The 25,999-nt window shown below is 63.3% G+C and carries 22 protein-coding genes; 10 read left to right on the forward strand and 12 right to left on the reverse strand.

Features of this window, described 5'->3' with window-relative positions; translation table 11 throughout:
• Positions 1–29: 29 nt before the first annotated feature.
• Positions 30–1,982: a nucleoside-diphosphate sugar epimerase/dehydratase gene (locus DT070_RS03675; RefSeq protein WP_122954193.1), complete on the forward strand. Its 1,953-nt coding sequence runs from the start codon at positions 30–32 to the stop codon at positions 1,980–1,982.
• On the opposite strand, the gene rfbC is transcribed toward DT070_RS03675, so the two are convergent.
• The 5 genes from rfbC to DT070_RS03700 form a co-directional block, all read right to left on the reverse strand.
• On the reverse strand, positions 1,979–2,527 hold the full coding sequence (rfbC, locus tag DT070_RS03680; RefSeq protein ID WP_122954194.1) for a dTDP-4-dehydrorhamnose 3,5-epimerase: 549 nt from the start codon (positions 2,525–2,527) through the stop codon (positions 1,979–1,981). The two genes, DT070_RS03675 and rfbC, sit on opposite strands and share 4 nt — an antisense overlap.
• Positions 2,524–3,411, reverse strand: coding sequence for a glucose-1-phosphate thymidylyltransferase RfbA (rfbA, locus tag DT070_RS03685; RefSeq protein WP_122954195.1), 888 nt, complete (start codon positions 3,409–3,411; stop codon positions 2,524–2,526). Before rfbA ends, rfbC begins: the two co-directional genes overlap by 4 nt.
• Positions 3,412–3,421: 10 nt before the next feature.
• Entirely contained in the window at positions 3,422–4,318 is an 897-nt protein-coding gene (rfbD, locus tag DT070_RS03690; RefSeq protein ID WP_122954196.1) for a dTDP-4-dehydrorhamnose reductase, read from the reverse strand.
• A gap of 8 nt (positions 4,319–4,326) precedes the next feature.
• Entirely contained in the window at positions 4,327–5,391 is a 1,065-nt protein-coding gene (rfbB, locus tag DT070_RS03695; protein ID WP_122957233.1) for a dTDP-glucose 4,6-dehydratase, read from the reverse strand.
• 147 nt (positions 5,392–5,538) lie between these two features.
• Complete coding sequence (locus tag DT070_RS03700; protein ID WP_122954197.1) at positions 5,539–7,524, reverse strand: SDR family oxidoreductase; 1,986 nt, start codon at positions 7,522–7,524, stop codon at positions 5,539–5,541.
• Between the two features lie 235 nt (positions 7,525–7,759).
• On the opposite strand from DT070_RS03700, the gene DT070_RS03705 reads away from it, so the two are divergent.
• From DT070_RS03705 to DT070_RS03720, 4 genes are all read left to right on the forward strand, one after another.
• Positions 7,760–8,266, forward strand: coding sequence for a phasin family protein (locus DT070_RS03705; RefSeq protein ID WP_122954198.1), 507 nt, complete (start codon positions 7,760–7,762; stop codon positions 8,264–8,266).
• Positions 8,267–8,393: 127 nt separating this feature from the next.
• Complete coding sequence (locus DT070_RS03710) at positions 8,394–9,689, forward strand: patatin-like phospholipase family protein (protein WP_122954199.1); 1,296 nt, start codon at positions 8,394–8,396, stop codon at positions 9,687–9,689.
• Positions 9,690–9,816: 127 nt separating this feature from the next.
• A complete protein-coding gene (locus tag DT070_RS03715) occupies positions 9,817–10,476 on the forward strand; it encodes a TetR/AcrR family transcriptional regulator (RefSeq protein WP_122954200.1) in 660 nt (219 codons plus the stop codon).
• Positions 10,477–10,545: 69 nt separating this feature from the next.
• Positions 10,546–11,319 (forward strand): hypothetical protein, encoded by a 774-nt coding sequence (locus DT070_RS03720; protein WP_122954201.1) that lies wholly within the window; start codon positions 10,546–10,548, stop codon positions 11,317–11,319.
• 301 nt (positions 11,320–11,620) lie between these two features.
• Here DT070_RS03720 and DT070_RS03725 read toward each other — a convergent pair whose 3' ends face one another.
• The 6 genes from DT070_RS03725 to DT070_RS03750 form a co-directional block, all read right to left on the reverse strand.
• Positions 11,621–12,382 (reverse strand): 5'-methylthioadenosine/adenosylhomocysteine nucleosidase, encoded by a 762-nt coding sequence (locus DT070_RS03725; protein ID WP_122954202.1) that lies wholly within the window; start codon positions 12,380–12,382, stop codon positions 11,621–11,623.
• 188 nt (positions 12,383–12,570) lie between these two features.
• Positions 12,571–14,259, reverse strand: coding sequence for a long-chain-fatty-acid--CoA ligase (locus DT070_RS03730; protein ID WP_122957234.1), 1,689 nt, complete (start codon positions 14,257–14,259; stop codon positions 12,571–12,573).
• Between the two features lie 186 nt (positions 14,260–14,445).
• On the reverse strand, positions 14,446–15,870 hold the full coding sequence (locus DT070_RS03735) for an NAD(P)(+) transhydrogenase (Re/Si-specific) subunit beta (protein WP_122954203.1): 1,425 nt from the start codon (positions 15,868–15,870) through the stop codon (positions 14,446–14,448).
• Positions 15,867–16,193, reverse strand: a complete 327-nt coding sequence (locus DT070_RS03740; protein WP_092132381.1) for an NAD(P) transhydrogenase subunit alpha — start codon at positions 16,191–16,193, stop codon at positions 15,867–15,869. Before DT070_RS03740 ends, DT070_RS03735 begins: the two co-directional genes overlap by 4 nt.
• Before the next feature lie 77 nt (positions 16,194–16,270).
• Positions 16,271–17,386, reverse strand: a complete 1,116-nt coding sequence (locus DT070_RS03745; RefSeq protein WP_122954204.1) for a Re/Si-specific NAD(P)(+) transhydrogenase subunit alpha — start codon at positions 17,384–17,386, stop codon at positions 16,271–16,273.
• A 249-nt stretch (positions 17,387–17,635) separates the two neighbouring features.
• Complete coding sequence (locus DT070_RS03750; protein ID WP_122954205.1) at positions 17,636–19,168, reverse strand: CoA-acylating methylmalonate-semialdehyde dehydrogenase; 1,533 nt, start codon at positions 19,166–19,168, stop codon at positions 17,636–17,638.
• A 165-nt stretch (positions 19,169–19,333) separates the two neighbouring features.
• Here DT070_RS03750 and DT070_RS03755 point away from each other — a divergent pair, with 165 nt between their 5' ends.
• The 3 genes from DT070_RS03755 (at position 19,334) to mnmA (ending at position 22,182) form a co-directional block, all read left to right on the forward strand.
• Complete coding sequence (locus DT070_RS03755; RefSeq protein ID WP_122954206.1) at positions 19,334–20,293, forward strand: LysR family transcriptional regulator; 960 nt, start codon at positions 19,334–19,336, stop codon at positions 20,291–20,293.
• A gap of 76 nt (positions 20,294–20,369) precedes the next feature.
• Positions 20,370–20,879: an NUDIX hydrolase gene (locus tag DT070_RS03760; RefSeq protein ID WP_122954207.1), complete on the forward strand. Its 510-nt coding sequence runs from the start codon at positions 20,370–20,372 to the stop codon at positions 20,877–20,879.
• Positions 20,880–20,958: 79 nt separating this feature from the next.
• Entirely contained in the window at positions 20,959–22,182 is a 1,224-nt protein-coding gene (mnmA, locus tag DT070_RS03765) for a tRNA 2-thiouridine(34) synthase MnmA (protein WP_122954208.1), read from the forward strand.
• A gap of 53 nt (positions 22,183–22,235) precedes the next feature.
• Here mnmA and DT070_RS03770 read toward each other — a convergent pair whose 3' ends face one another.
• Entirely contained in the window at positions 22,236–23,654 is a 1,419-nt protein-coding gene (locus tag DT070_RS03770; protein ID WP_228778584.1) for a MipA/OmpV family protein, read from the reverse strand.
• A 231-nt stretch (positions 23,655–23,885) separates the two neighbouring features.
• On the opposite strand from DT070_RS03770, the gene DT070_RS03775 reads away from it, so the two are divergent.
• Together DT070_RS03775 and DT070_RS03780 are read left to right on the forward strand one after the other, a co-directional pair.
• A complete protein-coding gene (locus DT070_RS03775) occupies positions 23,886–24,161 on the forward strand; it encodes a DUF4242 domain-containing protein (RefSeq protein ID WP_122954210.1) in 276 nt (91 codons plus the stop codon).
• A 9-nt stretch (positions 24,162–24,170) separates the two neighbouring features.
• The gene (locus tag DT070_RS03780) at positions 24,171–25,997 is read left to right on the forward strand and encodes a BTAD domain-containing putative transcriptional regulator (protein ID WP_122954211.1); all 1,827 of its coding nucleotides are present in this window, start codon (positions 24,171–24,173) and stop codon (positions 25,995–25,997) included.
• Positions 25,998–25,999 lie beyond the last annotated feature (2 nt).

Below are 25,999 nucleotides of genomic sequence, written 5' to 3' on the forward strand. Positions count from 1 at the left end.
TGACCGGTTCCACTTACGATACCAAGTCAATGATCAAGAAGAACCTGTTGAGCCAGTCGCGGCGCGTCAAACAACTGATGGTGCTGTTCGCCGACGCCGTAATGGGCATCGCGGCTGTTTGGGTGGCCTACTCGTTACGCCTCGACACCCTGCATTGGCCGTATAGCGCTCACCAATGGTGGCCTTATGTGCTGGCGCCGATATTGGCGGCACCCATCTTCTGGCGCAACGGTCTTTATCGGGCGGTTTTCCGGCACAGCGGCATGGCGGCCATGCGGGCGCTGGTGATTGCCGTGACGCTATATGCCGTTTTGTTTTTCGGCTTGTTGGTGTTCATGTCATGGCCCGATGTGCCACGCTCGCTTGGCCTGCTGCAACCATTGATACTCATACTGCTTGTAGGAGGAAGCCGGGCTGCTGCGCGCCAGTGGCTGAGCAGCTTATCCGCGAGGCAACGTAGGGACACACCGGTCAGTCGCCTGTTGATCTATGGCGCGGGATCCGCCGGCGTTCAAATCGCCAACGCCATAGCGACCTCTCACGAGTTCAAACTGCTTGGGTTTGTCGACGACAGCCCGGCCCTGCAAGGTTTGACCATCAACAATGTGCCTGTTTACGCACCGGCCAACCTACCGGGCCTGGTTGAAAAAGACGGCATCACCGACATGCTGCTGGCGCTGCCATCCATCACCCGGGTTCGCCGCAATGAAATCCTGAACGAACTCCAGCCACTGCCAGTCCACGTGCGCTCCCTGCCCGGCCTTACTGATCTTGCCCATGGCCGCGTAGCCCTGGCCGACATCAAGGATCTGGATGTGGAAGATTTGCTGGGCCGCGATCCCGTACCGCCCGACCGCGCATTGCTGGCCCGCAACCTGATGGGAAAAGTGGTGCTCGTCACCGGCGCCGCGGGAAGCATAGGCAGTGAGCTTTGCCGTCAGATACTGCAAGAACGGCCGGCGCGCCTGATTCTCGTCGAGCACAGCGAGTTCGGCCTCTATAGCATCCACCAGGAACTTGAGCAACTCTGCCGGCGCATTGCCGAGCACTGCGGCGCCACTGTGGAACTCGCACCGTTGTTGGCCAACGTCCGCGACTACGGTCGCATGCTGGAGATTTGCCGGGCCTACCAGCCACACACGATTTACCACGCAGCCGCCTACAAACACGTTCCACTCGTCGAGCACAACCCCGCCGAAGGAATCGCAAACAACGTGCTGGGCACGTTCAACACGGCACGCGCCGCAATAGAGACTGGTGTCAGCCATTTCGTGCTCGTGTCCACTGATAAAGCCGTGCGGCCCACCAACGTTATGGGTGCCAGCAAACGGCTTGCCGAAATGGTTTTGCAGGCGCTCTCAGCCATGCCAGCTCTCAGTTTCGGGCACGGCAGCGCTACAGACAACCTCACACGGTTTGCCATGGTGCGGTTCGGAAACGTTCTAGGCAGCAGCGGCAGCGTGGTGCCTTTGTTTCGGCGCCAAATCGAAACTGGTGGCCCGATCACCCTGACACACGCCGATGTGACGCGGTATTTCATGACCATTCCCGAGGCCGCACAGCTAGTGCTTCAGGCAGGCGCCATGGCTGAAGGCGGCGAAGTGTATGTGCTGGACATGGGCGAACCGGTACGAATCATCGACCTGGCTCGCCGCATGGTGAAACTATCGGGTTTCACAGTGCGAGACGAAAACCGCCCTGACGGGGATATCGCCATCGAGGTGACGGGCCTGCGCCCCGGGGAAAAACTCTATGAAGAGCTGCTCATCGGCGACAACCCCGTCGGAACGCCTCATCCCCGAATCCTGAAAGCGCGCGAGGATTTTGTCCCGTGGGAGGCGTTTCGGGACGATCTGGAACTGCTGCAAGGTGCTGTTCTGGCCAACGACACCGCCACACTGCGGACATTGCTGCTCAAACACGTCAGTGGATTTACCCCTGACGCCCAGGACAGCGACCTCGTCGGGATGGCGGGCGCTTAAGACAGGGAAAGAGCTTCCTGAAAGCTCTCTCCCACAACGTCTTTGGCAGAAAGAACAGGTTGGCCGCCGTCCAGAGGCCAGTCGATCCCAAGCGTGGGATCATTCCATACGATACAGCGCTCCTTTTCAGGCGCGTAGTAGTCAGTGGTCTTGTATAGAAATTCTGCGCTGTCGCTCAGCACCAGAAAACCGTGTGCAAGGCCCGGAGGCACCCAAAGCTGCCGGCGATTCTCCTCACTGAGCTCCAGGCCGAACCAGCGCCCAAAAGTGGGTGACGACGGGCGGATATCAACCGCCACATCAAAAACCGCGCCCCGCACGACCCGAACGAGTTTGCCTTGCGGCTGCCCAACTTGGTCGTGCAGGCCACGCAGGACATTTTTTGCTGAACGGCTGTGGTTGTCCTGGACAAAGGTGAAGTCGGTTCCTGTAGCGGCATTGAACTCGCGCTGATTGAAGCTCTCAAGGAAAAACCCCCGTTCATCGCCGAAAACCCGGGGCTCGATGATCAGCACATCAGCGATAGAAGTGGGAGTGACCTTCATGCCCGGCCCCTCTCTTTCAGAAGGTTTTGCAGGTACTGGCCGTATCCGCTTTTTGCGAGCGGTGCAGCCAGCTTCTCAAGCTGGGCATCGTCAATGAATCCATTGCGCCAGGATATTTCCTCGGGGCACGCGATTTTGAGGCCTTGGCGATGCTCCAGTGTCGAGATGAACTGGCTGGCTTCAAGCAGGCTGTCATGTGTGCCGGTATCAAGCCAGGCGTAGCCGCGCTGCATGATTTGCACCTTTAGCTGGGCCTGCTCCAGATAGCGCTGGTTAACCGCCGTGATTTCTAGCTCGCCGCGGGCGCTTGGTTTGATCGACTTGGCGATCTCCACGACCTGGGCATCATAAAAGTACAGACCCGTAACAGCGTAATTGCTTTTGGGCTCAGGCGGTTTTTCCTCAATGCTGCGGGCCTTGCCGGCCGGATCAAACTCCACGACACCATAGCGCTCGGGGTCTTTCACATGATAGGCAAACACAGTCGCACCCGATGCCTCTGAATCCGCGTCTACCAACAGCTTGTGCAAGTCATGGCCATAGAAAATGTTGTCCCCCAACACCAGGGCGCTGGGCGCGCCGTTGAGAAACTTCTCACCGATGATGAACGCCTGGGCGAGTCCGTCGGGGCTGGCTTGCACGGCATATTGAAGATTCATGCCCCACTGGGAGCCGTCTCCCAAAAGTTGCTCGAATCGCGGAGTGTCCTGCGGCGTGCTGATGATCAGCACTTCGCGGATGCCGGCGATCATGAGGGTGCTGAGCGGGTAATACACCATGGGCTTGTCGTACACCGGGAGCAATTGCTTGCTCATGGCCAATGTAGCCGGGTGCAACCGGGTGCCGGAGCCACCAGCCAGGATGATGCCTTTGCGTTGAGTCATAGAAAGTGGGTCAGTTCAGTTCGGCCAGCATGCGGGCAACGCCCTGCTCCCAGGCCGGCAGTTGCAGACCAAAGGCGCCGCGAAATTTAGTGGTGTTCAAGCGCGAATTATGCGGGCGTACTGCAGGCGTCGGGAAGACCGACGTGGGGACGGGGTCCACGGTGTCCGGTGACGCCCTGAGCGCCTTGCCGCTTTTCACGGCGCAATCGAGAACAAACTGCGCATAACCGTGCCATGAGGTTTCGCCCGCAGCCGCGACGTGGTAAGTGCCAGCCACACCTGCCGCAGCCCCTGTCAACGCGCTGCACAGCATGTGCGCCGTGACATCGGCCAGCAGTTCGGCCCCCGTCGGTGCGCCGAACTGGTCATCAACGACGGTCAGGCGGTCGCGTTCCGCAGCAAGGCGCAGCATCGTTTTGGCGAAGTTTCCGCCCCGCGCCGCATAGACCCAGCTTGTGCGCAGAACAAGGTGTTGCGCACACTGAGCCGCGATGCGCTGTTCGCCCTCCAGCTTGGTCCGTCCATAAACACTGAGCGGGCCAACAGGGCCAGCCTCTTCCCAGGGTTTGCTGCCGCTGCCGTCAAACACGTAGTCCGTCGAATAGTGAACCAGCCACGCGCCCACAGCACTGGCCGCCTCCGCCAACACGCCCGGCGCCTGGGCATTGACAGTGTGCGCAAGCGCGGCATCGCTTTCGGCTTTATCGACGGCGGTATAGGCTGCGGCATTGACGATAACGTCAGGCCGGATCTGCAGCACCGTCTCGCGGATTCCGTTCAGGTTGGCGAGGTCACCGCAGAATGCCTTGCTGTAGCGATCCAGTGCAACAAGCTCGCCGAGCGGCGCCAGGCTGCGCTGCAGTTCCCAGCCCACCTGTCCGTTCTTCCCGAAGAGCAGCACTTTCATGTGGGCACTCAGGATGAGGTCGCCGCATATTGGGCCTCGACCCAATCACGATAGGCACCGCTCTGTACATGGTTAACCCATTCAGGATTGTCCAGGTACCACTGGACGGTCTTGCGAATGCCGGTTTCGAAAGTTTCAGCAGGCTTCCACCCAAGCTCCTGCATGATCTTGCCGGCATCAATCGCGTAACGGCGATCATGGCCGGGCCTGTCCTTGATGAAGGCCACCTGTTCGCGGTAGCTGCCACTGCTGCGTGGGCGCAGTTCATCGAGCAACGCGCAAACCGCATGGACGATGTCGAGATTCGGTTTTTCGTTGCAGCCGCCGATGTTGTAGGTCTCGCCGGGTTTCCCGGCTTCGAGCACGCGGCGAATGCCGCTGCAGTGGTCTTTGACGTACAACCAGTCGCGCACCTGCTGGCCGTCGCCATAGACCGGCAGGGGCTTGCCGGCAAGGGCGTTGACGATCATGAGCGGAATCAGCTTTTCAGGGAAGTGGTAGGGCCCGTAATTGTTGGAGCAGTTGGTGGTGAGCACTGGCAGGCCGTAGGTGTGGTGATAGGCCCGGGCCAGATGGTCGCTGGCAGCCTTGCTGGCCGAATAGGGACTGTTCGGCTCATACCGGTTGGTCTCGCTAAAGGCCGGGTCGGCAGGCTGCAAGGAGCCATAAACCTCATCGGTAGAGACCTGGAGGAAACGAAACGCGCCCTTCTCGCCGGCAGGCAGGCCGTTCCAGAACTGGCGCGCTGCTTCCAGCAAGCGAAAGGTGCCGACGATGTTGGTCTGGATGAATTCTTCAGGGTCCGCAATCGACCGGTCTACATGCGACTCGGCTGCAAAGTGAACGATCGCGCGAGGTTTGTGCCGGGCCAACAAGTCCGCGACCAGGGCGCTGTCGCCGATCTCGCCCCGGACAAAAATATGCCGTGGATCACCCTTCAGGGGGTCCAGGGTTTCCATATTGCCCGCATAGGTGAGTTTGTCCAGGTTGACGACCGGCTCGTCGGTGCCCGCCAGCCAGTCGAGGACAAAGTTGGCGCCGATAAATCCGGCTCCCCCTGTAACCAAAATCATGAACTCACCCTTCAATATCCGGTGCGGCGTGGCACCGGCTTGCATTATGCCTTTGGCCCCGCAATGGCGGTCATGAAGAAGGCGGGCGAAACCAGTAAGGCCCCGCCCGCGCGGGGAAATCCTTTTAAGGGCTCTCGCCCGCCCCGGTCAGAAGTGAATTCCGCGCATCATTTGCTGCATGGCCACAGCCTCGGCGGACAGCTGGGGTTTCGCCGCTTTCTCGCCCTTGGCGGCCGAGGAGTCGGGGAACATGCGGAAGCTGGTGTTCATCGCAATTTGCGCGATGCGCGGCACCAGCGCATGCATCAGCTGGCCCGTAATGCCCAGGCGCGTGGCCACGCGCACCGGCTTGAAGATGCAGGCCTGCGCGATCATGTCGGCCGCCTCTTCAGGAGACAGCGTCGGTACGTTGTTGTACAGGTTGGTCGGCGCAATCATGGGCGTGCGCACCAGCGGCATGTTGATGGTGGTGAAGCTGATGCCGACGTCCGCGAACTCGCTGGAAGCGCAGCGTGTCCAGGCGTCGAGCGCGGCCTTGGAGGCCACATAGGCTGAAAATCGCGGTGCGTTGGTCAGCACGCCGATCGAGCTGATGTTGACCACGTGGCCCTTGCGTTTGGCGGCCATGCCGGGCAAAAGGCCCATGGTCACACGCAGGCAGCCGAAGTAGTTGAGCTGCATCGTGCGCTCATAGTCATGGAAACGGTCGTAGCTGGCCTCAATCGCACGGCGGATGGAGCGGCCCGCGTTGTTGATGAGGAAGTCCACGCCGCCGTGGTTCGCGATCAGCAGCTTGAGGAAGCGGTCGCAGTCGGCCATGTCGGCGATGTCGGCGGGATAGGCCACGAAGTGATAGCCCTTGGCCTTGGCTTCCTTGCAGGCTTCATCGAGCTTGTCCTGGTCGCGCCCGCAGATGACGGTGATGGCACCCGCTTCGGCAAATTTATGCGCAGCCGCCAGGCCGATGCCGGAAGAGCCGCCGGTAACCAGCACCACTTTGCCATTGACCGTACCCCTGAGCGAGCGGTCGATGTGCAGGTCCGGGTCCAGGTGGCGCTCCCAGTAGTCCCACAGGCGCCAGGCGTAATCCTTCAGGTTGGGGCATTCGATGTCCGCACCCTTGAGCGCGGCCATGGTGTCGCGGCAGTCAAAGCGGGTCGGGTAGTTGACGAAAGTCAGCATGTCTTCAGGCAGGCCCAGGTCGGCCAGCACCGCGTTGCGCACGCGCCGCACGGGCGCCAGCGCCATCAGGCTCTTTTTCACGCCTTTCGGAATGAAACCGAGCAAGGCGGCATTCACAAAGAGGTTCATCTTGGGCGCATGCGCCGCGCGGCTGAAGATGTCCAGCACGTCGCCCACGCGGTAGCCCACCGGATCGACCAGATGGAAGCACTTCTTGGCGATCGCCGTTTTGTGGCTGATGTGGTCCAGCGCGTCGACGACAAAATCGACGGGGACGATGTTGATGCGCCCGCCTTCGAGCCCCACTGCCGGCATCCAGGGCGGCAGCAATTGGCGCATGCGCTGGATCAGCTTGAAGAAATAGTACGGGCCGTCAATCTTGTCCATCTCGCCGGTCTTGCTGTCGCCCACCACCATGGCGGGGCGGAACACCGTCCACGGCACCTTGCATTCCTTGCGCACGATTTTTTCGCTCTCGTGCTTGGTCATGAAGTAGGGGTGCTCGTAGTTCTCGGCTTCCTCGAACATGTCTTCGCGGAACACGCCTTCATAAAGGCCGGCCGCGGCGATGGAGCTCACATGGTGAAAATGCCCGGCATCGATGGCCTTGGCGAACTCGACCGTGTTGCGTGTGCCTTCGATGTTGACGGCGATCTGGCTTTCTTCGTCGGCGCCCAGGTCGTAGACGGCGGCCAAGTGGTAGAAATGCCCGACCTGCCCTTTGAGCTTTTTGATGTCTTCGCTACTAACACCCAGCTTTTTGCTGGTGAGGTCGCCATGCACGGCAACGGCGCGCGCGGCGCTGACGCCCCAGAACTCCCTCAGCGCCGCCACCTTGCCGGCGCTCTCCTTGCGAATCAGGAAATGCACGGTCGTGCCTTTTCGTTCCAGAAGTTTTTTGACCAGGCGTTTACCGATGAAGCCTGTGGCTCCCGTGACGAAATAATGCATGTTGTGTTTTCTCCGCTGAACTGCCAATCAAAAAGTGATTCTTGCTTAAAGGGCATGACTCTCTATTCAGCAGAAACCCGCGTTCAGCGGCCTGCCGGACGCTTTTCCATAGAGCCACGTCTCTAGCGTTCTAGAACGCGGCACCTAAACGCCGCTGCGCAGAGGGCTTATTATTTTCCGTTCTGCGCGGTATATTGCGCAACGATCCACAACCACACACAGTCTGGAGTACACCATGGTCAAGAAACTGCAAAAAATGAGCGCCGACAAAAAGACGGGCCCGCAGCTGTCGGGCGCCGTCAAGGAATCCGCCCAGCAAATCTGGCTGGCCGGCCTGGGTGCTTTCTCCAAGGCACAGGAGGAAGGCGGCAAAGTGTTTGAGACGCTGGTCAAGGAAGGCCTGTCCATCCAGCGCAAGACCCAGGCAGTTGCTGAAGAAAAAATCTCCGAGGCCACCAACAAGATGGCCAACATGGCCACCGACATCCAGTCCAAGGCCGGCCACCAGTGGGACAAGCTCGAAAACATCTTCGAAGAACGCGTCGCCAAAGCCCTGAACAAGCTCGGCGTGCCTTCGGCCAAAGACGTGGACGCCCTAATTGCCCGCATCGACGAACTCAATCGCAATGTGCAGCAAATGAGCGGAAAAGCGCCTGCCCGCAAAGCAGCGGCAAAAACCGCAGCCAAGCCGGCCGCCAAAAAGGCTCCCGCCAAACGGCCCGCAGCACGCAAGTCGGCCTGATCATCACAAGGATCCAGAAAAAGGGACACGCCGTCCCTTTTTTTACGCCTGATCGCGGCCGTTTGCCCTTTCGCAATTGCTGCAGAGCAGCAAATTCCCCTCGGGCCGCCGTCTACACTTTCTTGCCATGACTCCAGCCAAGCGTTCCAAAAAGAAGCCTTCTTCCCACAAGCCGCGCATTGCATTGGCACTTGCCGGCGGCGGTCCTTTGGGGGCCATCTACGAAATCGGCGCGCTGTGCGCACTCGATGAAACCCTGCGAGGCCTTTCATTCACCGGCCTGGACCACTATGTCGGTGTCTCGGCCGGCGGTTTTATCGCTGCGGGCCTGGCCAACGGCATGACGCCGCGCGAGTTGTGCGCGGCCTTCATTGAAAACGGCGACACGGCCTCCGAAGTGTTTGACCCGGCCTGGCTCATGGTGCCGGCCTACGGCGAGTTCCTGCGGCGAGGCATCATGTTCCCCGGCCTTGCCGCATCGGCCCTCTGGCGCGCGACGCTGGGGCGTAAATCACTCGTTAATGCGCTGGAAGCGCTGGGGCCGGCCTTGCCCACGGGCATCTTCTCCAACGACGAAGTCCACACACAACTCGAGAAACTCTTTTCCAAACCCGGCCGCACCAACGACTTCCGGGAACTGCGCACGCGCCTCACGCTGGTGGCGACCAACCTGGACAGCGGGGACGCCGCTCCTTTCGGCCGCCCGGGCTGGGACCACGTCCCCATCTCCAAAGCCGTGCAGGCCAGCTCCGCTTTGCCCGGCCTGTTCCCCCCGGTCGAGATCGACAGGCACTATTACGTCGACGGGGCGCTGAAGAAAACCATGCACGCCGGTGTGGCGATGGACGACGGCATCGACCTGATGTTCTGCCTGAATCCGCTGGTGCCGTTCAATTCGACGCGGGCACCCGAGCTGGCGATGGACCAGCGCGTCATGCGCCGCGGCCTGCCGCGTGAGAAACAGTCCATCCCGCGCATCGTCAATGGCGGCCTGCCCGCGGTGCTGAGCCAGACCTTCCGCTCGATGATCCATTCGCGGCTGGAACTGGGCATGAAGCACTACGAGAAGGCTTATCCCGACACCGACATCGTGCTGCTGGAGCCCGACCACCGCGATGCCGAAATGTTTTTGGCCAATACCTTCAGTTACAGCCAGCGCCGCGAGCTGGCCGAGCACGCTTACCAAAAAACCCGGCAAATGCTGCGCTCGCGCAAGACCACGCTGTCGGCCAGGCTGGCGCGGCACGGCGTGTCGCTGAACCTGGACATCCTGGAAGACCCCAAAAGGCACCTCGTGGCCGCCAGGCCGGCTGCGACCCGCGTGGGCCGCGCCATCGCCTCGCTCGAAGACGTGATGGAAGATTTGAGCCACGCCGTGAAGGCGGCTTCCCGCCACGGGCACGCGTTGCCTGCAGCGGTTTAAGTCAAAGGTTCTCCGCGTTGCATCCCGGGATGCGCGGCAAGCCCGCGCCGGCTGATTGATGGACTTCCCTAGTTCCGCGCCGGCAGGCGCTGGGTTAGAGTAAAGAACACTAAGAGGTAGACAACTTATGGCGAAAAAAGCGCCGCGCCGTACAGCAGAACGGATCCTGGAGGTCACCCTGGACCTGTTCAACCGCTTTGGCGAGCCCAATGTGTCGACCACGCTGATCTCCGCCGAGCTCAACATCAGCCCCGGCAACCTCTACTACCACTACCCGGCCAAAGACGAGCTCATCAACTCGCTGTTCGACCGCTACGAAAAATCCCTGAGCGAGCTGCTCAATGCCAGCGACGGCGTGCGCGATGTGGAGGACGCCTGGTTTTTCATGCACACGCTGTTCGAGCTGATCTGGCAGTACCGCTTCCTGTACCGCGACCTGAACGACCTGCTGAGCAAGAACCGCCGGCTGGAAACCCACTTCCAGTGGGTGCTCAAGAACAAGACGCGCGCCGTCAAGGCGCTGCTTGACGGCATGAGCCGCACCGGCGCGATGACGATTGATTCGCGCGAAGTCGAGGCCACGGCCACCAGCATGGTGGTCGTGCTGACTTACTGGCTCAGCTTCGAATACGTTCGCGACCCGCGCAACGCGCTGGAACCGGCCAACGCGCAGGCTGCGCTGCTGCGCGGCGCGCACCATGTGCTGAACCTGCTGATTCCCTACCTGGAGCAAGGCCAGCGCGCCCACTTGCAGGCCCTGGTGGGTGCGTACAGCAACCCGTCTTGAGTTCTCTTGAGTTCAGCCAATCCGCCCTCATCCATAACACCAACAATTTTTACCTAGGAGACAACACACATGGCCAAATGGACTGCCTTTCCCCACGCCGGCGACTACACATTTGATGCCGCCAGCCTGAAGAAGAGCTGGGCCCGCCTGCACCAGGGCGACTGCGAACCCCTGCCCAAGGATGCGGATGTGCTTCAGGCCTGGGTCCTGTTTCACAACGGCGACTTCCAGAAGGCCTTTGATGCCGGCATCAAGGCCGGCGGCGACGGCATCACCGTGGCCAACAAAGCCGCCAGCATGTACGCCACCTACCTGGAAACGAAAGAAAAAACCAAGCTCGACCTCTTCATGGAAGTCGCGGCCCGCGCCGAGGCGCAGCAAAAGGACGACCCCAAGAACGCCAACGCCTGGTACTGGCAGGCCTATGCGCTGGGCCGCTACAGCCAGGGCATCAGCGTGGCCAAGGCCCTGGCCCAGGGCCTGGGAACCAAGGTGAAAAACTCGCTGGAGCAGGCCATCAAGCTGTCGCCCAGGCATGCCGACGCGCACATCGCGCTGGCGGCCTTCCACGCCGAGGTGATCGACAAGGTGGGCTCGCTGATAGGCGGCATGACCTACGGCGCCAAGAAAGACATCGGCCTGACGCTCTACAAGGACGCGCTCAAACTGCATCCCGGCTCCGCCATCGGCATGATCGAGTACGCCAACGGCATGGTCATGCTGGAAGGCGACAAGAAGATGAAGGAAGCCACCAGGCTGTATGAGCAGGCCGCTGCCAGCAAGCCGCTGGACGCGACCGAGCGGCTGGATGTGGAGATGGCGAAAGCCGAACTGGAAGACTGAGCCCGCGTTGCCGCTGCGCCCACGGCGCGAGCAGCAAGCCCTTCAAAGCCCGTGTGCCTGCCTCATGCGGGCTTTTTGTTTTTTTCTTGATTTTTCTTGATTTTTTGTTTTTGCTATTGTTTTGATAGCTACAAGCCTAATCAGAACCTGGGCTAGAGGCCAAAAACACTAAAAACCTGCGAAACGTTCGAGCGTTCGCGGCAGGCTCCGTCAACAACAGCCTTTTCGGCCTGCAACCCACACCCTGCCTGGGCATGCCGCTATCTAATTCATAGCATCAGAGTGTCGTGATGTCGTGGTGTCACAGCGAAACCAGCAATTTCTCCACGATGGCATGCGCATAGCGGCTCGCCACTTCTTCGACAAACCGCGGGAAATCAACATGCGCACTGTCGTCCGCCCGGTCGGAAATGGTCCGCACGGCGGCAAACGGCACGCCGTAGTCCAGGCACACCTGCGCCACCGCCGCGCCTTCCATCTCCACCGCCAGCACCTCGTGGCCGGCGCCGGTCAGCGCGGCGTGCAGCGCACGCGATTCGCCGGCGCCTGAGACAAAGCGGTCACCGCTGGCGATCAGGCCCTGGTGAGCGCGCGCTTGCGGAAACGCCGCGCTGGCCTGGCCATGGGCAAGCGCGGCGGAGGCGGCACCGAAAAGCAGCGCCGTCAGGGCCGGGTCGGCGTCGAAGCGGGTGCGGCCGTACAGAGGCACCTCGTAGCGCGGAAACAGCGGCGAGGCGTCCAGGTCGTGCTGTACAAAATCGGTGGCCACCACGATGTCGCCGACATTCACGCCCGCGCCCAGGCCGCCCGCCACGCCGGTAAACACCATGCGCCGCACGCTGAAGCGCTCGATCAGCGCCGTCGCCGTGGTGGCGGCCGCCACCTTGCCGATCTTTGACAAGGCCAGCACCACCGGCCTGCCGTGCAGGTCGCCCAGCCAGAAGTCGCGGCCGGCGTGGCTGACTTTGCGCGGATGATGCAACAACTCCATCAGGCCTTGCTGCTCCTGCAACAGGGCACTGAGGATGGCGGTTGGGGTGGTGGAGGCGGGTGTGGGTGACATGGCTTGATTGTGCCCATGAGGCATCCCCAGGTGGGTACGGGCGTAAAAAAGGGCGACTTGCGTCGCCCCGTAGAAAACCTTTGCAGGCTCTAAAACTTGTGTGCTCGGCCACTTCTTGCAGCGCCGGCATCACAAGCCCTGCAAGCAGGGCAGTTGTGAGCCTTTGCTGAAAGAAATGACGCTTCGCGTCATTTCTTGTCGCGCAACTCGCGGCGAAGAATTTTGCCGACAGGCGTCTTGGGCAGGTCGGTGCGGAACTCGACCACCTTGGGCTGTTTGTAGCCGGTCAGGTTGGCCTTGCAGTATTCGCGCACCTGGGCTTCGGTGAGGTCGGGGTTTTTCTTGACGATGACCAGCTTCACAGCTTCGCCGGATTTGTCGTCGGCCACGCCCACACAGGCGCATTCCATCACGCCGTCGAGCTTGGCCACCACGTCTTCGATCTCGTTCGGGTAGACATTGAAGCCGCTGACCAGGATCATGTCCTTCTTGCGGTCGACGATCTTGAAGAAGCCGTTCTCGTCGAGCACGCCGATGTCGCCGGACTTGAAGTAGCCGTCGGGCGTCATGACCTTGGCGGTTTCGTCGGGGCGCTGCCAGTAGCCGGCCATGACCTGCGGGCCCTTGATGGCGATCTCGCCGGGCTGGCCTTGCGGCACTTCGTTGCCGTCATCGTCGAGCAGTTTGAAGTACGTGCCGGGAATCGGCACGCCGATGGTGCCGGTGAAGGCCTTGCTGTTGGTCGGGTTGCAACTGGCAGAAGGCGAGGTTTCCGACAGGCCGTAGCCTTCGCAGACCGGGCAGCCGGTTTTCTCAAGCCAGAGCTTGGCCACCGCGCTTTGCACGGCCATGCCGCCGCCCAGCGAAATCTTCAGGTGCGACCAGTCGACCGTGTTGAAGTCGGGGTGGTTGGCCAGTCCGTTGAAAAGCGTGTTGACCGCAGGGAAGCTGTTGACCTTGTGCTTGGCCAGCTCCTTGAGGACGGCCGGCAAATCGCGCGGATTCGGGATCAGGATGTTTTTGCCGCCGGTGCGCATGCCCAGCATCATGTTCACCGTGAAAGCGAAGATGTGATACAGAGGCAGCGCGCAGACATAGGTGGGTTGCTGGTCGGCGGACATGCCGGCCATGGCCGGGCCGTTCCAGGCTTCGGACTGCAGCACGTTGGCGATCACGTTGCGGTGCAGCAGCACGGCGCCCTTGGAAACGCCGGTGGTGCCGCCGGTGTATTGCAGCACGGCCACGTCGTCAGGCTTGATGTCGGGACGCTTGAGCGTCAGGCGCGTGCCCTGCGCCACTGCGTCGTTAAAGCGCACGGCGCCCGGCAGGTTGAAAGCCGGCACCATCTTCTTGACATTGCGCACCACGTAGTTGACCAGCGCGCCCTTGAGCATGCCCAGCTGGTCGCCCATGGCGCACAGAACCACGTGCTTGACCGGGGTGGCGGCGATGCACTGCTCCAGCGTGTTGGCGAAGTTTTCAATAATGACGATCGCCTTGGAGCCCGAGTCCTTGAGCTGGTGCTCCAGTTCGCGCGGGGTGTACAGCGGGTTGACATTGACCACCACATAGCCGGCGCGCAGGATGGCGGCCACGGCCACCGGGTACTGCGGCACGTTGGGCATCATGATGGCGACGCGGTCGCCCTTGGCCAGGCCCAGGCTTTGCAAATAGGCGCCGAAGGCCTGCGACAGGCTGTCGGTCTGGCCGAAAGTGACGTCCTTGCCCATGAAGCTGTAGGCGACGCGGCTGCCGTGTTTCTTGAAGCTTTCCTCCATCAAGGCGACCAGCGACGGGTACTGGGACGCGTCGATATCGGTTGGAACGCCCGGCGGATAGGCTTTGAGCCATGGGCGGTCAAGGGTCGCTGCATTCATGTTTGTCTTCTCCATTACGTGTTGCTTACTGCCATGGATTCTCATGGCGTGCCCTCTTCGTGGCTATTGCGTTTTCCCTAGGAAACCCGGGAAATCAGGAGGGAAAGCTCTCTAAATTGAGAGGCGCCCGCGGCGCAAGGCCGCGGGAAGCCCCGGCAGGCGTGAGCCTGCGCTCAGGCTTTTGGGTTACTCGATGGCCTTGCCCATGTCTTCGATCACCTTTTTGGCGTCGCCGAACACCATCATGGTCTTGTCCATGTAGAAGAGTTCGTTGTCCAGGCCCGCATAGCCGGCCGCCATCGAGCGCTTGTTGACAATGACGGTCTTGGCCTTGTAGGCCTCCAGGATGGGCATGCCGTAAATGGCGCTGCCCTTGACGTGCGCGGCCGGGTTCACCACGTCGTTGGCGCCCAGGATGATGGCGACGTCGGCCTGGCCGAACTCGGCGTTGATATCTTCCATTTCATGCACCTGGTCGTAAGGCACTTCGGCCTCGGCCAGCAGCACGTTCATGTGGCCCGGCATGCGGCCTGCCACAGGGTGAATCGCGTACTTGACGTTGACGCCCTTCTCAGTGAGCTTTTGCGCCAGTTCCTTGACGGAATGCTGGGCGCGTGCCACGGCCAGGCCGTAGCCCGGCACGATGATCACGGTCTCGGCATTGCCCAGGATGAAAGCCGCGTCATCGGCAGAGCCCGACTTGACGGGGCGCTGCTCTTTGGCGCCTGCGGCGGCCGTGCCGGCCTCACCGCCGAAGCCGCCCAGGATCACGTTGAAGAAGGAGCGGTTCATCGCCTTGCACATGATGTACGAGAGGATGGCGCCCGACGAGCCGACCAGCGAGCCCGCAATGATCAGCATGGAGTTGTTGAGCGAAAAACCGATGCCGGCCGCGGCCCAGCCCGAGTAGCTATTGAGCATGGACACCACCACCGGCATGTCGGCGCCGCCGATCGGGATGATGATCAGCACGCCCATCACGAAGGCCAGCGCCAGCATCGCGAAAAACGCGGGCCAGCTGCCCGTGAACATGAACACCAGCCCCAGGCCGATGGTGATAAGGCCCAGCACCAGGTTCAGCTTGTGCTGGCCGGCGAACTGTACCGGCGCACCCTGGAACAGACGGAACTTGTAGGTGCCCGACAGCTTGCCGAAGGCGATCACCGAGCCGCTGAAGGTGATGGCGCCAATGGCCGCGCCGAGGAAGAGCTCCAGCCGGTTGCCGGTGGGGATAGGGCTGCCTTTGGGCGCGATGCCGAAAGCGTAGGGCTCGGCCACCGCGGCCACGGCGATAAAGACCGCGGCCAGGCCGATCATGCTGTGAAAGAACGCCACCAGCTCGGGCATCTTGGTCATCTCGACCGTCTTGGCGCGCCAGGCGCCATAGCCCCCGCCGACCACCAGGCCCAGCAGGACGTAACCCATGCCCAGGGCCTTGCCGCCCGAGATTTCGACGATTAGTGCGGCCGTGGTCAGCGCGGCAATCGCCATGCCGACCATGCCGAACAGGTTGCCGCGGATCGAACTGGTGGGGTGTGACAGGCCCTTGAGCGCCTGGATAAAACAAACAGAAGCCACCAGGTACAGCAGCGTGACGAGGTTCATGCTCATTTGGCGGCTCCTTCAGCAGGCGCGGCGGCTTTCTTGTCTTTCTTGCGGAACATCTCCAGCATCCGGCGCGTGACCAGGAAGCCGCCGAAGATGTTGACGGCCGCCAGTGCCACGGCCAGCACGCCCATGGTTTTGCCCAGCGGCGTTTCGGTCAGTGCGGCCGCGAGCATCGCGCCCACGATCACGATGGCCGAGATCGCATTGGTCACCGCCATCAGCGGCGTGTGAAGGGCCGGCGTGACGGTCCACACCACGTGGTAACCCACGTAAATGGCCAGTACAAAAATAATCAGGTTGATGAGGGTGGGTGACACTGCATCCATGGTCTTCTCCGTGAGGGACTGCGCGGGCATGAACCCGGCCATCCGATTAAATTCAATTGAGCCGATTGATCCGGGGGTTACTTCTTCTTGACCTCGCCGCCCTGCGTCATCAGGCAGGCGGCGACGATGTCATCTTCCAGGTCGACATTGAGCGTGCCTTCCTTGGTGATGATGAGCTTGAGGAAATCGAGCAGGTTGCGGGCATAGAGCGCGCTGGCGTCCGCCGCGACGAGGGCCGGCACATTGGTCTGGCCGATCAGCGTCACGCCGTGCTTGACGACGGTCTTGCCGGGCTCGGTCAGCGGGCAGTTGCCGCCTTGCGGTGCGGCCAGGTCGACGATCACGCTGCCGGGTTTCATGGCCTTGACCATGTCTTCGGTGACCAGCACGGGTGCGGGGCGGCCCGGGATCAGTGCGGTGGTGATGACGACATCGGCTTGCGCGACGCGCTTGGCGACTTCGGCCTTTTGCCGCTCGAGCCAGCTTGGCGGCATGGGCTTGGCATAACCGCCCACACCGACGGCGGCTTCGCGCTCTTCGTCGGTTTCGTAGGGCACGTCGATGAACTTGCCGCCCAGGGATTCGACTTGTTCTTTCACGCTGGGGCGCACGTCGCTGGCCTCAATCACAGCGCCCAGGCGCTTGGCGGTGGCAATCGCCTGCAGGCCGGCCACACCGACGCCGAGGATTACCACGCGTGCCGCCTTGACCGTGCCGGCCGCCGTCATCAGCATGGGGAAGAAGCGCTGGTATTCAGCCGCGGCCATCATCACGGCCTTGTAGCCGGCAATGTTGGCTTGCGACGAGAGCACGTCCATGCTTTGCGCGCGGCTGGTGCGCGGCGCGGCTTCAAGGGCAAAGGAAGTGAGCTGTGCTGCCGCCAGGCGCTGCAGGCCTGCGGCATCGAAGGGGTTGAGCATGCCGACCAGGACACCGCCGGATTTGGCCAGGCCCATTTCGCTGTCGAGCGGGCAGCGCACCTTGAGCACGATGTCGGCGCCGTAAGCGCCCGCCGCATCGGTGATCTCCGCGCCGACAGCCGTGTAAGCCTCGTCGGGAACGCTGGCGGCGACGCCGGCGCCCGATTGCACACGGACGGTGTGCCCTTGGGCCTTGAGCTTTTTGGCCGTTTCGGGCGTGATGGCGACGCGTGTTTCTCCGGCCGTGATTTCGGCGGGTACCCCAATGAGCATGGGTCTCTCCTCAGTACGTTGGTGTTGGTTTGGTTGACGTCAGCCCAGGGCGGGCTTGCGCGCGATCTGTCTCGGTGTCTGGTGTCTGCGAGTCCGTTTTTGTACCTGTCATGAAGCTTACATGAGATTTTTGCAATTTTTTGTCAGGGGAGTCTATAGTTTTTGACCCACATCAAGACACGCATAAAAATAGCCCCACCGGCCCTGATGTGGCGGGTGGGGCTGGGCTTGTTGCGGCTTGCCGGTGGGTTACTTTGCGGTGGGCATCACGAACTCGGCGCCTTTGCCGATGCTCTCGGGCCAGCGCTGCATGATGGACTTCTGCTTCGTATAAAAGCGCACGCCTTCTTCGCCGTAGGCATGCATGTCGCCAAAGAGGCTTTTCTTCCAGCCGCCGAAGCCGTGCCAGGCCATGGGCACCGGGATGGGCACGTTGATGCCGACCATGCCGACCTGGATGCGGCGGCTGAATTCGCGCGCCACATGGCCGTCGCGGGTAAAGCAGCTCACGCCGTTGCCGAACTCATGGGCGTTGATCAGGTTCACCGCTTCGGCAAAGTCCTTCACGCGCACGCAGCCCAGCACCGGGCCGAAGATCTCTTCCTTATAGATGCGCATATCGGGCGTGACGTGGTCGAACAGCGTGCCGCCCATCCAGAAGCCCTTGTCGCAGCCCGGGCCGGCCTTGGCGCCGGTGAAGGTGCGGCCGTCCACCAGCAGCTTGGCGCCTTCTTTCACGCCCGTGTCGATGTAGCCGGTGATGCGCTGGTGCGCCGCCGAGGTAACGATGGGGCCCATCTCGGCGTCGAGCTCCACGCCGTTCTTGATGACCAGCGTTTTGGCGCGTGCCTCGAGCATGGGGATGAGCTTGTCGGCCACATTGCCGACCAGCACGGCCACCGAGATCGCCATGCAGCGCTCGCCGGCTGAGCCGTAGCCTGCGCCGATCAGGGCGTCCACCGCCTGCGCCAGGTCGGCGTCGGGCATGACCACCATGTGGTTCTTGGCGCCGCCCAGGGCCTGCACACGTTTGCCGTGGCGCGCGCCGGTCTCATAGATGTAGTTGGCGATCGGCGTAGAGCCGACAAAGGACACGGCCTTCACGTCCGGGTGCACCAGCAGCGCGTCGACCGCTTCCTTGTCGCCTTGCACCACGTTGAAGACGCCGTCCGGCAGGCCGGCCTGCTTGAGCAGATCGGCCATGAAGAGGCTGGGGCTGGGGTCAATCGGGCTGGGCTTGAGGACAAAGCAGTTGCCGGCCGCAATCGCCACCGGGAACATCCACATCGGCACCATCACCGGAAAGTTGAACGGCGTGATGCCGGCCACCACACCCAGCGGCTGGCGCAGCGTCCAGTTGTCGATGCCGGTAGAGACCTGGTCGGTGAAGTCGCCCTTGAGCAGTTGCGGGATGCCGCAGGCGAATTCCACGATGTCGATGCCGCGCGAGACCTCGCCTTGCGCATCGGTGAAGACCTTGCCGTGTTCGGCCGTGATCATGTGGGCCAGCTTGTCCTTGTTCTGGTTGAGCAGTTCCAGGAACTTGAACATCACGCGCGCGCGGCGCAGCGGCGGCAGGTCGGACCAGGCCGGGAAAGCCGCCTGCGCGGAGGCCACGGCGGCGTCCACTTCCGCCGTGCTGGCCAGCGCCACATGGCCAGACACCGCGCCGGTGGCCGGGTTAAAGACTTCCTGGCTGCGGCCCGACGTGGGTGCAGTGACGCGGCCGTTGAGGTAGTGGCCGATGGTGGCTTGCGAAGCAGTGGCGGGCGATAAAGACATGGGGAATCCTCTGGAGATGGCCTGGCAGTTGAAGTGGGCACCCACAAAGGGGCGGCTTGATGGCAGTCTAGGCGCGCAAGCCCGAATTGATAATGCCCTCTTTTGTGATTACATTGTTCATATTGCTGAACAATCAATCGCCGAAGTGGCTTAAACGGCTTACCCATGTCTTCCGACCAGCTTTCCCCCCTTGTGGCCGACCTCCACCTGCTCACGGTGCTGGCCGCCACCCGCAGTTTTACCGAGACGGCGCGCCGCCTGGGCGCCTCCAAGGCCTCGGTCAGCATGCGCATCAGCGAGCTGGAGCGCGCCGCCGGCGTGATGCTGGTGCGGCGCACCACACGTTCGGTCGGCCTGACGGAGGCCGGCCAGCAGCTGGTCAACGGCATGCAGCCGGCCTTTAACCGGATCAGCGAGAGCTTCACCGCCGTCAAGGACCTGGTGGGAACGCCGCGCGGACTGGTGCGCGTCACGGCGCCGGTCGCCTTGGGGCGCCAGCACCTGGCGCCCTTTGTGGCGGCTTTCCTCAAGCGCTTTCCCGAGATCCACATCGAGCTCGAGTTGACCGACCGCTTTGTCAACCTGGCCAACGAGGGTTTCGACCTGGCCATAAGGCACACCAACGCCCCACCTGACACCCATGTGGCCTGGGTGCTGTGCGAAACACGCTCCATCCTGCTGGCCAGCCCGGATTACCTGGCGCGGCGCGGCACGCCGGCGCAGCCGTCCGAACTGGCCGGCCACGACTGCCTGCTCTACCTGGGCAACCACAACGCAGCCACCACCTGGACCTTTGTGCGCAGCGGCAAGCGAAAGTCCCGCGAGCAGGTAGGCGTAACGGTGACCGGCACCCTCAAGGCCAACAACAGCGAGGTGTTGCGCGAGGCCCTGGTGGCGGGCCTGGGCATCGGCCTGCTGCCGGACTTCAGCGCCACCACGGCCAGCGGCCCGCCGCTGGTTCAGGTGCTGCCCGACTGGCAGGTGCAAGGCTTTTTCGGTGAGCGCATCTACGCCTTGAGGCCCTGGTCGCCGCAGGTGCCGAAGGCAGTGCAATGCCTGGTCGAGCATTTGCGGGAGAGTTTTGCCGGCGGCTTTGGTGCCGCGGCGCAAAAGCCCGCGGGATGACGGCCGGCCCTGCCCATCCGGCCATGGCAAAAATACCCGCCGGGTTTGTCACACGCCCCACCGATAATCCCCACCCATGAATACACGATGGAAACCCAGCGTCACGGTCGCTGCGGTGATAGAAAAAACGATAGACGGCGTCTCGAAATTCCTGCTGGTCGAGGAGGAAACCCGGGACGGCCTGAAGCTCAACAACCCCGCCGGCCACCTGGATCCGGGCGAAAGCCCGATACAGGGCTGCGCCCGCGAGACGCTGGAAGAAACCGCCTTTCACTTCAAGCCGACCGAGATCGTCGGTGTGTACCTGTCCCGCTTCGAGCGCGCCGTGCCCGGGCAGGACGAGCCGATGGACATTACCTACCTGCGTTTTGCCTTTTGCGGCGAACTCGGTGAGCACGTGGCCGGCCAGGCGCTGGACGAAGGCATCGTGCGCACCGTGTGGCTCACGGCCGACGAAATCCGGGCCAGCGTCCCCATGCACCGCAGCCCCTTGCTGCTGACCTGCATGGAAGACTACCTGGCGGGCAAGCGCTACCCGATGGCGCTGGTGACGACCGACCCCAGCGTGTACCAGCCCCGGGGCTGAAACGCGCTTTTCCCGCGCCCCCGGGGCGCCATCATCCCCGCAAACCCACCGTGATTGGGCGCGCGGGGATAATTAGCCCATGGCTAATAAAGGCACATCCGCGCAGCGGATCGTTGTGGGTTTGAGCGGAGGCGTGGACTCCGCGGTGACCGCGCACCTGCTCAAACAGCAGGGCCACGAGGTCATCGGCATCTTCATGAAGAACTGGGAAGATGACGACGACAGCGAGTTCTGCTCATCCAACATCGATTTTGTCGACGCCGCTGCGGTGGCCGACGTGATCGGCATCGAGATCGAGCACGTCAACTTCGCCGCCGACTACAAAGACCGCGTGTTTGCCGAGTTCCTGCGCGAATACCAGGCCGGCCGCACGCCCAACCCCGACATCCTGTGCAACGCCGAGATCAAGTTCAAGGCGTTTTTAGACCACGCGATGCGCCTGGGCGCCGAAAAAATCGCCACCGGGCACTATGCGCGGGTGCGCCACAACGAAGCCACCGGCCTGCACGAGCTGCTCAAGGGCCTGGACCCGGCCAAAGACCAGAGCTACTTTTTGCACCGCCTGAACCAGGCGCAGTTGGCCAAAACGCTGTTCCCCGTGGGCGAGTTGCACAAGACCGAAGTGCGCCGCATCGCCGACGAGATCGGCCTGCCGAACGCGAAGAAAAAAGACTCCACCGGCATTTGTTTTATCGGTGAGCGGCCCTTCCGCGAGTTTTTGAACCGCTACATCGCCAAGGAACCCGGCCCCATCAAGAACGACAAGGGCCGCGTGCTGGGTGAGCATGTCGGTTTGTCGTTCTACACGCTGGGCCAGCGCCAGGGCCTGGGCATTGGCGGCGTGAAGGCCAAAGGCGCCGAACTCAAGGCGGCGCAGGCGCGCGGCCAACGCGGCGTTGGCGAGCACGAACCGTGGTTTGTGGCGCGCAAGGACCTGGACACCAACACCCTGTGGGTGGTGCAAGGCCATGAGCACCCGTGGCTGCAATCGACCGTGTTGCAGGCGCAGGACTGCAGCTGGGTGGCCGGCCACGCACCGGCGCCCGGCGCCATGGCGGCCAAGGCGCGCTACCGGCAGGCCGACGCGGCGTGCGTGTTGAGCAGCGGCGCAGGCGCCACCTGCGAGCTGACGTTTACCGATGCCCAATGGGCGGTCACGCCGGGGCAGTCGGCCGTGCTGTACCAGGGCGGTGTGTGCCTGGGCGGCGGTGTGATTGCCGCCAGCAATGTGCAGAACCTGCCGGCCGCGCCGGTCAAGGCGGTCTCGCCTGATTTCAAGCGAAATCAGGCTCTAGCCCAATAACCACCTTGGGTTATAGCTCCTGAATTCATAGCAAACCGGGTTTGACCGAAGGCTTAAAGCGCCGACTCGACGTAGGTGTAGATGTAGTTGGAGCCGCCGTTGACATTGCCCAGCAGGCGCGACGTGCCAAAAATACCGGAGCGGTGCGAGACGCCGAAGCCGATATAGGTTTCCTTCAGCGGGCGGTAGCCGATCAGGTCGCCCAGGCTCACGTCGATGGTCGGGTCCAGGAAATTCAGCATGCGCGAGGGCGACTTGCCGTTGGCCGCCAGGCTGGACGACTCAATGTAAGGCGCCCGCTGCGCCATCGACACGCCCACGCCCAGCCCCAGCCGCGTCTTCACGCGGTCGCTCCACGGAAAGCCCGAATACACCGCCTTCATGAACAAGTCGAGCTGCACGCCGTTGGCCTGCAGGCCGCGCTCGTTGTGGTGCGTCAGGCCCACATAGCCGATGAAGTCCAGCGGCCAGCCGTTGACGTTGTTCAGGAAGGGCTTGCCCACCTGGATGCCGGTGATGCTGGTCGAATTGGTTTTGGCGGTGGAGAGGCACTGCGCCGTGATGATCTTGGCCAGGTGGCAGCCGTCCTCGGTCGATTTGCCGTACAGCAGCTTGAAGTAGGTGGGCGAGCTGTCTTCGGCCCATTCGCGCTTGTGGCCGCCGAAGTCATACGCCGCGCCCAGGTACACCGCGGGCAGCACGCCTTTTTGCACGATGGGGCTGTCCTTGGTCTTGCTGTCCAGCATGGTGGCCGACACGCCGGCCAGCAGGCGCCAGCGCTGCGTCAGGTCGTAAGAGCCATACAGGCCGATGGAGGTCTGAATGCCGGAGCCCGGCGCATACGCGGGCCGGCCCGGTGTCGCCTCGCCGGGCTGCACGCCGTAGTAATAGTTGTTGAGCCTGGCGTCGCGCATGGACACGGTGATGTTGGGCCGCAGCATCCACGGGCCTGAGCGCCAGTCGTAGGTGTAGCCCAGGCGGACCTCGTTGCCCTTGTAGGTGTTGCTGATGTCATGCACCAGCTCGGCCTGCAGCGTGCCCCAGGGCTGGCGCCAGCGGTAAGCCAGGCCCAGGTCGATGCCCGAATCGCGCGGCGACATGCCGGCCAGGCTGGCGGGCAGCCGCTCGGTCGGAAAGCCCTCCAGGCGCTGCTCGATAAAAAGGTCCAGCCGCTGCTCGGTGCCGTTGAGCAGCTTCACGCCGCCGCGGTTGGCATGCAGGAAAAGCCGCTCGCCCTCATACAGGTACAGCGGCAGCAGGTCGTAGCGGGTGCCCGCATCCTTGTAGGGCGAGCGCTCGATCCGCGTCACCAGGCCCAGGCCGGCGCTGCCGGGCGCCGAGAGGATGTCGGTGAGCGGCTCGGTGTTGCCGCCCGCCAGGGCCGGCGATACCGCGAAAAGGGCGCAAAGGCTGCCCAGCGCAAGGGTGGAGCCCACAAGGAGGCGGCGCGGCGAGAAGGTGAGATTCATCATGTTTTTTTGGGGGAAAGTGCAAAAAAAGAGGGCAAAAAAGGGCTGCCCGATGGCTGGGGCGCGAAGGACACTCCGATGCTATCCACGAATGGCACACCCCGGCCCGCCCAACTTGTAAGCAAAACGGCACAAACCGGCTAGGCCGGCATCCTTTTGGGCCGGTTTCCTCACACGCCGGCTCACACGTACACTGCCTATCGTCGGGTCTCCACCAACTCAAAGGAGCCTGTTATGCCCAAATTTGTGATCGAACGCGCCATCCCCGGACTCGGGGCCCTGAAGCCCGCCGAACTGCAATCCATCTCCCAGAAATCCTGCGGCGTGCTGCACGACCTGGGGCCGGACGTCCAGTGGATGCAAAGCTACGTGACGGGTGACAAGATGTACTGCATCTACCGCGCGGCCAATGAAGAACTCGTCAGGGAACATGCGCGCAGGGGGGGCTTTCCGGCGAATTCCATCGCGCAGGTCACCACCGTCATCGACCCCACCACCGCCGAAGCCTGAGGCCCACCGGTGAAACCGCAAGCCCCCGACGCCCCGCCGCCGCAGGGGCTTGCCATTTACCTGCTCGGCCCGCCGCGGGTCGAGCGCGGCGGCAGCCCGGTGGCGGCCCCGCGCGGGCACAAGGTCTGGGGTCTGCTCGCCTATTTGGTCCAGAGCGGCGCGCCGGTCAGCCGCAAACACCTGGCAGGGCTGCTGTTCGAGGATGCCGAAGACCCGCTGGCCGCCTTGCGCTGGAACCTCAGCGAGTTGCGCCGCCTGCTCGGCACCGACGGCCTGCGCGGCGATGTGCCGGCGCTGCCGCTTGAAGCGGCCAGCTACGTCGACCTGCGCGCCGTGCTGTCGGGAAGCTGGGCGCAGGCCCTGTGCGTGCCCGGCCTGGGCCGCGAGCTGCTGGAAGGCATGAATTTCCCCGGCAGCCCGGCCTTTGAGGTCTGGCTCGCCACCGAACGCCGCCATTTGCAGGCCGCCGCAGAAGCCGTGCTGCGCGAAGCCGCACTGGCCCGCATGGCCGCCGGCGCCATGGCCGAAGCCGCCGCGCTGGCCGGCCGGCTGGTGCGGCACAACCCGCTCGATGAAAACTACCAGGCGCTGCTGGTGCGCAGCCTTGCGGCGGCAGGCGACGGCGTGGGCGCGGCGCGCCAGGCCGCCGCCTGCCGGGAGCTGTTCCAGCGCGAGCTCGGCGTGCAACCCGGCGCCACGCTGGACGCCGCCATGCGCACGGTCACGGCGGTGCCCACTGCAGGGCCCGCCACCGGGCGCGCCGCGGCGCTGGCGCAGCTGGAAGCCGGCGAGGCGGCCATCGGCGCCGGCGCGCTGGATGCCGGACTGCAGTGCCTGCGCCGCGCCATTGTGGAAGCCGACGCCACCGGCGACGCCGTTCTGCGAACCCGGGCCCGCGTGGCGCTGGGCGGCGCACTGGTACATGCCGCCCGGGGGCGCGACGAGGAAGGCGCCACGGCGCTCCACGAAGCGCTGGCGGTCGGCCGGGACGCCTCACCGGCGCTCGCCGCGGCGGCCTGCCGCGAACTTGGCTATGTGGAGTTCCTGCGCGGGCGTTACGAGCGCACGCTGGCGTGGCTGGAGCAGGCCGCCCCGCTGGCCGCCGGCGACCGCCCCGAGCAGGCGCGCATCGCCATCGTGCACGGCGCCGCGCTCAGCGACACCGCGCACTACACGGCCGCCATCGGCCTGTTGCAAGAGGCCGAAACGCTGGCCGCGGCCGCCGGCGACAGGCGGCAAACCGCCTACGCGCTGTCGATGCTGGGGCGTGCGCTGCTGCTGCACGGGGATCCCGATGCCGCGGCCGGCGCCCTGGACAGGTCGGTCGGCCTCGCCCAGCAAGGCTGGACGGCGTTTGTGCCGTGGCCGCAATCGCTGCGGGCCGAAGTCGACCTGGTGCGCGGCGACGTGGACGCCGCGGCGAGCCGCTTTGAACACGCTTTTGCGCTCGGCTGCCAGATCGGCGACCCTTGCTGGGAAGGCATTGCCGGCCGGGGCCTGGGATGCGTGGCCATCGCGCGCGGTGAGCCGCAGCGCGCGGTCGAAATCCTCCTTGACGCCATCGCGCGCTGTACTCGCCTGCCGGACGCCTACCTGTGGGGCAAGGCCTATGCGCTTGACGCCCTGTGCGGCGTGGCCGTGGCGCACGCCATGCCCCAGGCCTCGGCCTGGATCAACGACATGCAGGGCCTGGCCGCGCGCAGCGGCATGCGCGAGTTGACGGTGCGCGCCTGCCTGCACCGCGCCGCACTCGGCGACAGCGCCAGCGGGGCCGCGGCGCGGCTGCTCGCAGGCCGGATCGACAACCCCGCGCTGCACGCGCTGGCCGCGCTTTGACA

Source organism: Polaromonas sp. SP1 (assembly GCF_003711205.1).
In the GTDB taxonomy this organism is placed as follows: Bacteria; Pseudomonadota; Gammaproteobacteria; order Burkholderiales; family Burkholderiaceae_C; genus Polaromonas.

What these genes read in the sequence shown, in the direction of transcription:
- rfbC (WP_122954194.1), bottom strand. Translation starts at nt 2,527, where the DNA reads ATGAAGGTCACTCCCACTTCTATCGCTGATGTGCTGATCATCGAGCCC.
- rfbA (WP_122954195.1), bottom strand. Translation starts at nt 3,411, where the DNA reads ATGACTCAACGCAAAGGCATCATCCTGGCTGGTGGCTCCGGCACCCGG.
- DT070_RS03760 (WP_122954207.1), top strand. Translation starts at nt 20,370, where the DNA reads ATGAATACACGATGGAAACCCAGCGTCACGGTCGCTGCGGTGATAGAA.
- DT070_RS03775 (WP_122954210.1), top strand. Translation starts at nt 23,886, where the DNA reads ATGCCCAAATTTGTGATCGAACGCGCCATCCCCGGACTCGGGGCCCTG.
- DT070_RS03705 (WP_122954198.1), top strand. Translation starts at nt 7,760, where the DNA reads ATGGTCAAGAAACTGCAAAAAATGAGCGCCGACAAAAAGACGGGCCCG.
- DT070_RS03750 (WP_122954205.1), bottom strand. Translation starts at nt 19,168, where the DNA reads ATGTCTTTATCGCCCGCCACTGCTTCGCAAGCCACCATCGGCCACTAC.
- mnmA (WP_122954208.1), top strand. Translation starts at nt 20,959, where the DNA reads ATGGCTAATAAAGGCACATCCGCGCAGCGGATCGTTGTGGGTTTGAGC.
- DT070_RS03740 (WP_092132381.1), bottom strand. Translation starts at nt 16,193, where the DNA reads ATGGATGCAGTGTCACCCACCCTCATCAACCTGATTATTTTTGTACTG.
- DT070_RS03710 (WP_122954199.1), top strand. Translation starts at nt 8,394, where the DNA reads ATGACTCCAGCCAAGCGTTCCAAAAAGAAGCCTTCTTCCCACAAGCCG.
- rfbD (WP_122954196.1), bottom strand. Translation starts at nt 4,318, where the DNA reads ATGAAAGTGCTGCTCTTCGGGAAGAACGGACAGGTGGGCTGGGAACTG.
- DT070_RS03770 (WP_228778584.1), bottom strand. Translation starts at nt 23,654, where the DNA reads ATGATGAATCTCACCTTCTCGCCGCGCCGCCTCCTTGTGGGCTCCACC.
- DT070_RS03700 (WP_122954197.1), bottom strand. Translation starts at nt 7,524, where the DNA reads ATGCATTATTTCGTCACGGGAGCCACAGGCTTCATCGGTAAACGCCTG.
- DT070_RS03745 (WP_122954204.1), bottom strand. Translation starts at nt 17,386, where the DNA reads ATGCTCATTGGGGTACCCGCCGAAATCACGGCCGGAGAAACACGCGTC.
- DT070_RS03755 (WP_122954206.1), top strand. Translation starts at nt 19,334, where the DNA reads ATGTCTTCCGACCAGCTTTCCCCCCTTGTGGCCGACCTCCACCTGCTC.
- DT070_RS03715 (WP_122954200.1), top strand. Translation starts at nt 9,817, where the DNA reads ATGGCGAAAAAAGCGCCGCGCCGTACAGCAGAACGGATCCTGGAGGTC.
- DT070_RS03725 (WP_122954202.1), bottom strand. Translation starts at nt 12,382, where the DNA reads ATGTCACCCACACCCGCCTCCACCACCCCAACCGCCATCCTCAGTGCC.
- DT070_RS03720 (WP_122954201.1), top strand. Translation starts at nt 10,546, where the DNA reads ATGGCCAAATGGACTGCCTTTCCCCACGCCGGCGACTACACATTTGAT.
- DT070_RS03735 (WP_122954203.1), bottom strand. Translation starts at nt 15,870, where the DNA reads ATGAGCATGAACCTCGTCACGCTGCTGTACCTGGTGGCTTCTGTTTGT.
- DT070_RS03675 (WP_122954193.1), top strand. Translation starts at nt 30, where the DNA reads ATGATCAAGAAGAACCTGTTGAGCCAGTCGCGGCGCGTCAAACAACTG.
- rfbB (WP_122957233.1), bottom strand. Translation starts at nt 5,391, where the DNA reads ATGATTTTGGTTACAGGGGGAGCCGGATTTATCGGCGCCAACTTTGTC.
- DT070_RS03730 (WP_122957234.1), bottom strand. Translation starts at nt 14,259, where the DNA reads ATGAATGCAGCGACCCTTGACCGCCCATGGCTCAAAGCCTATCCGCCG.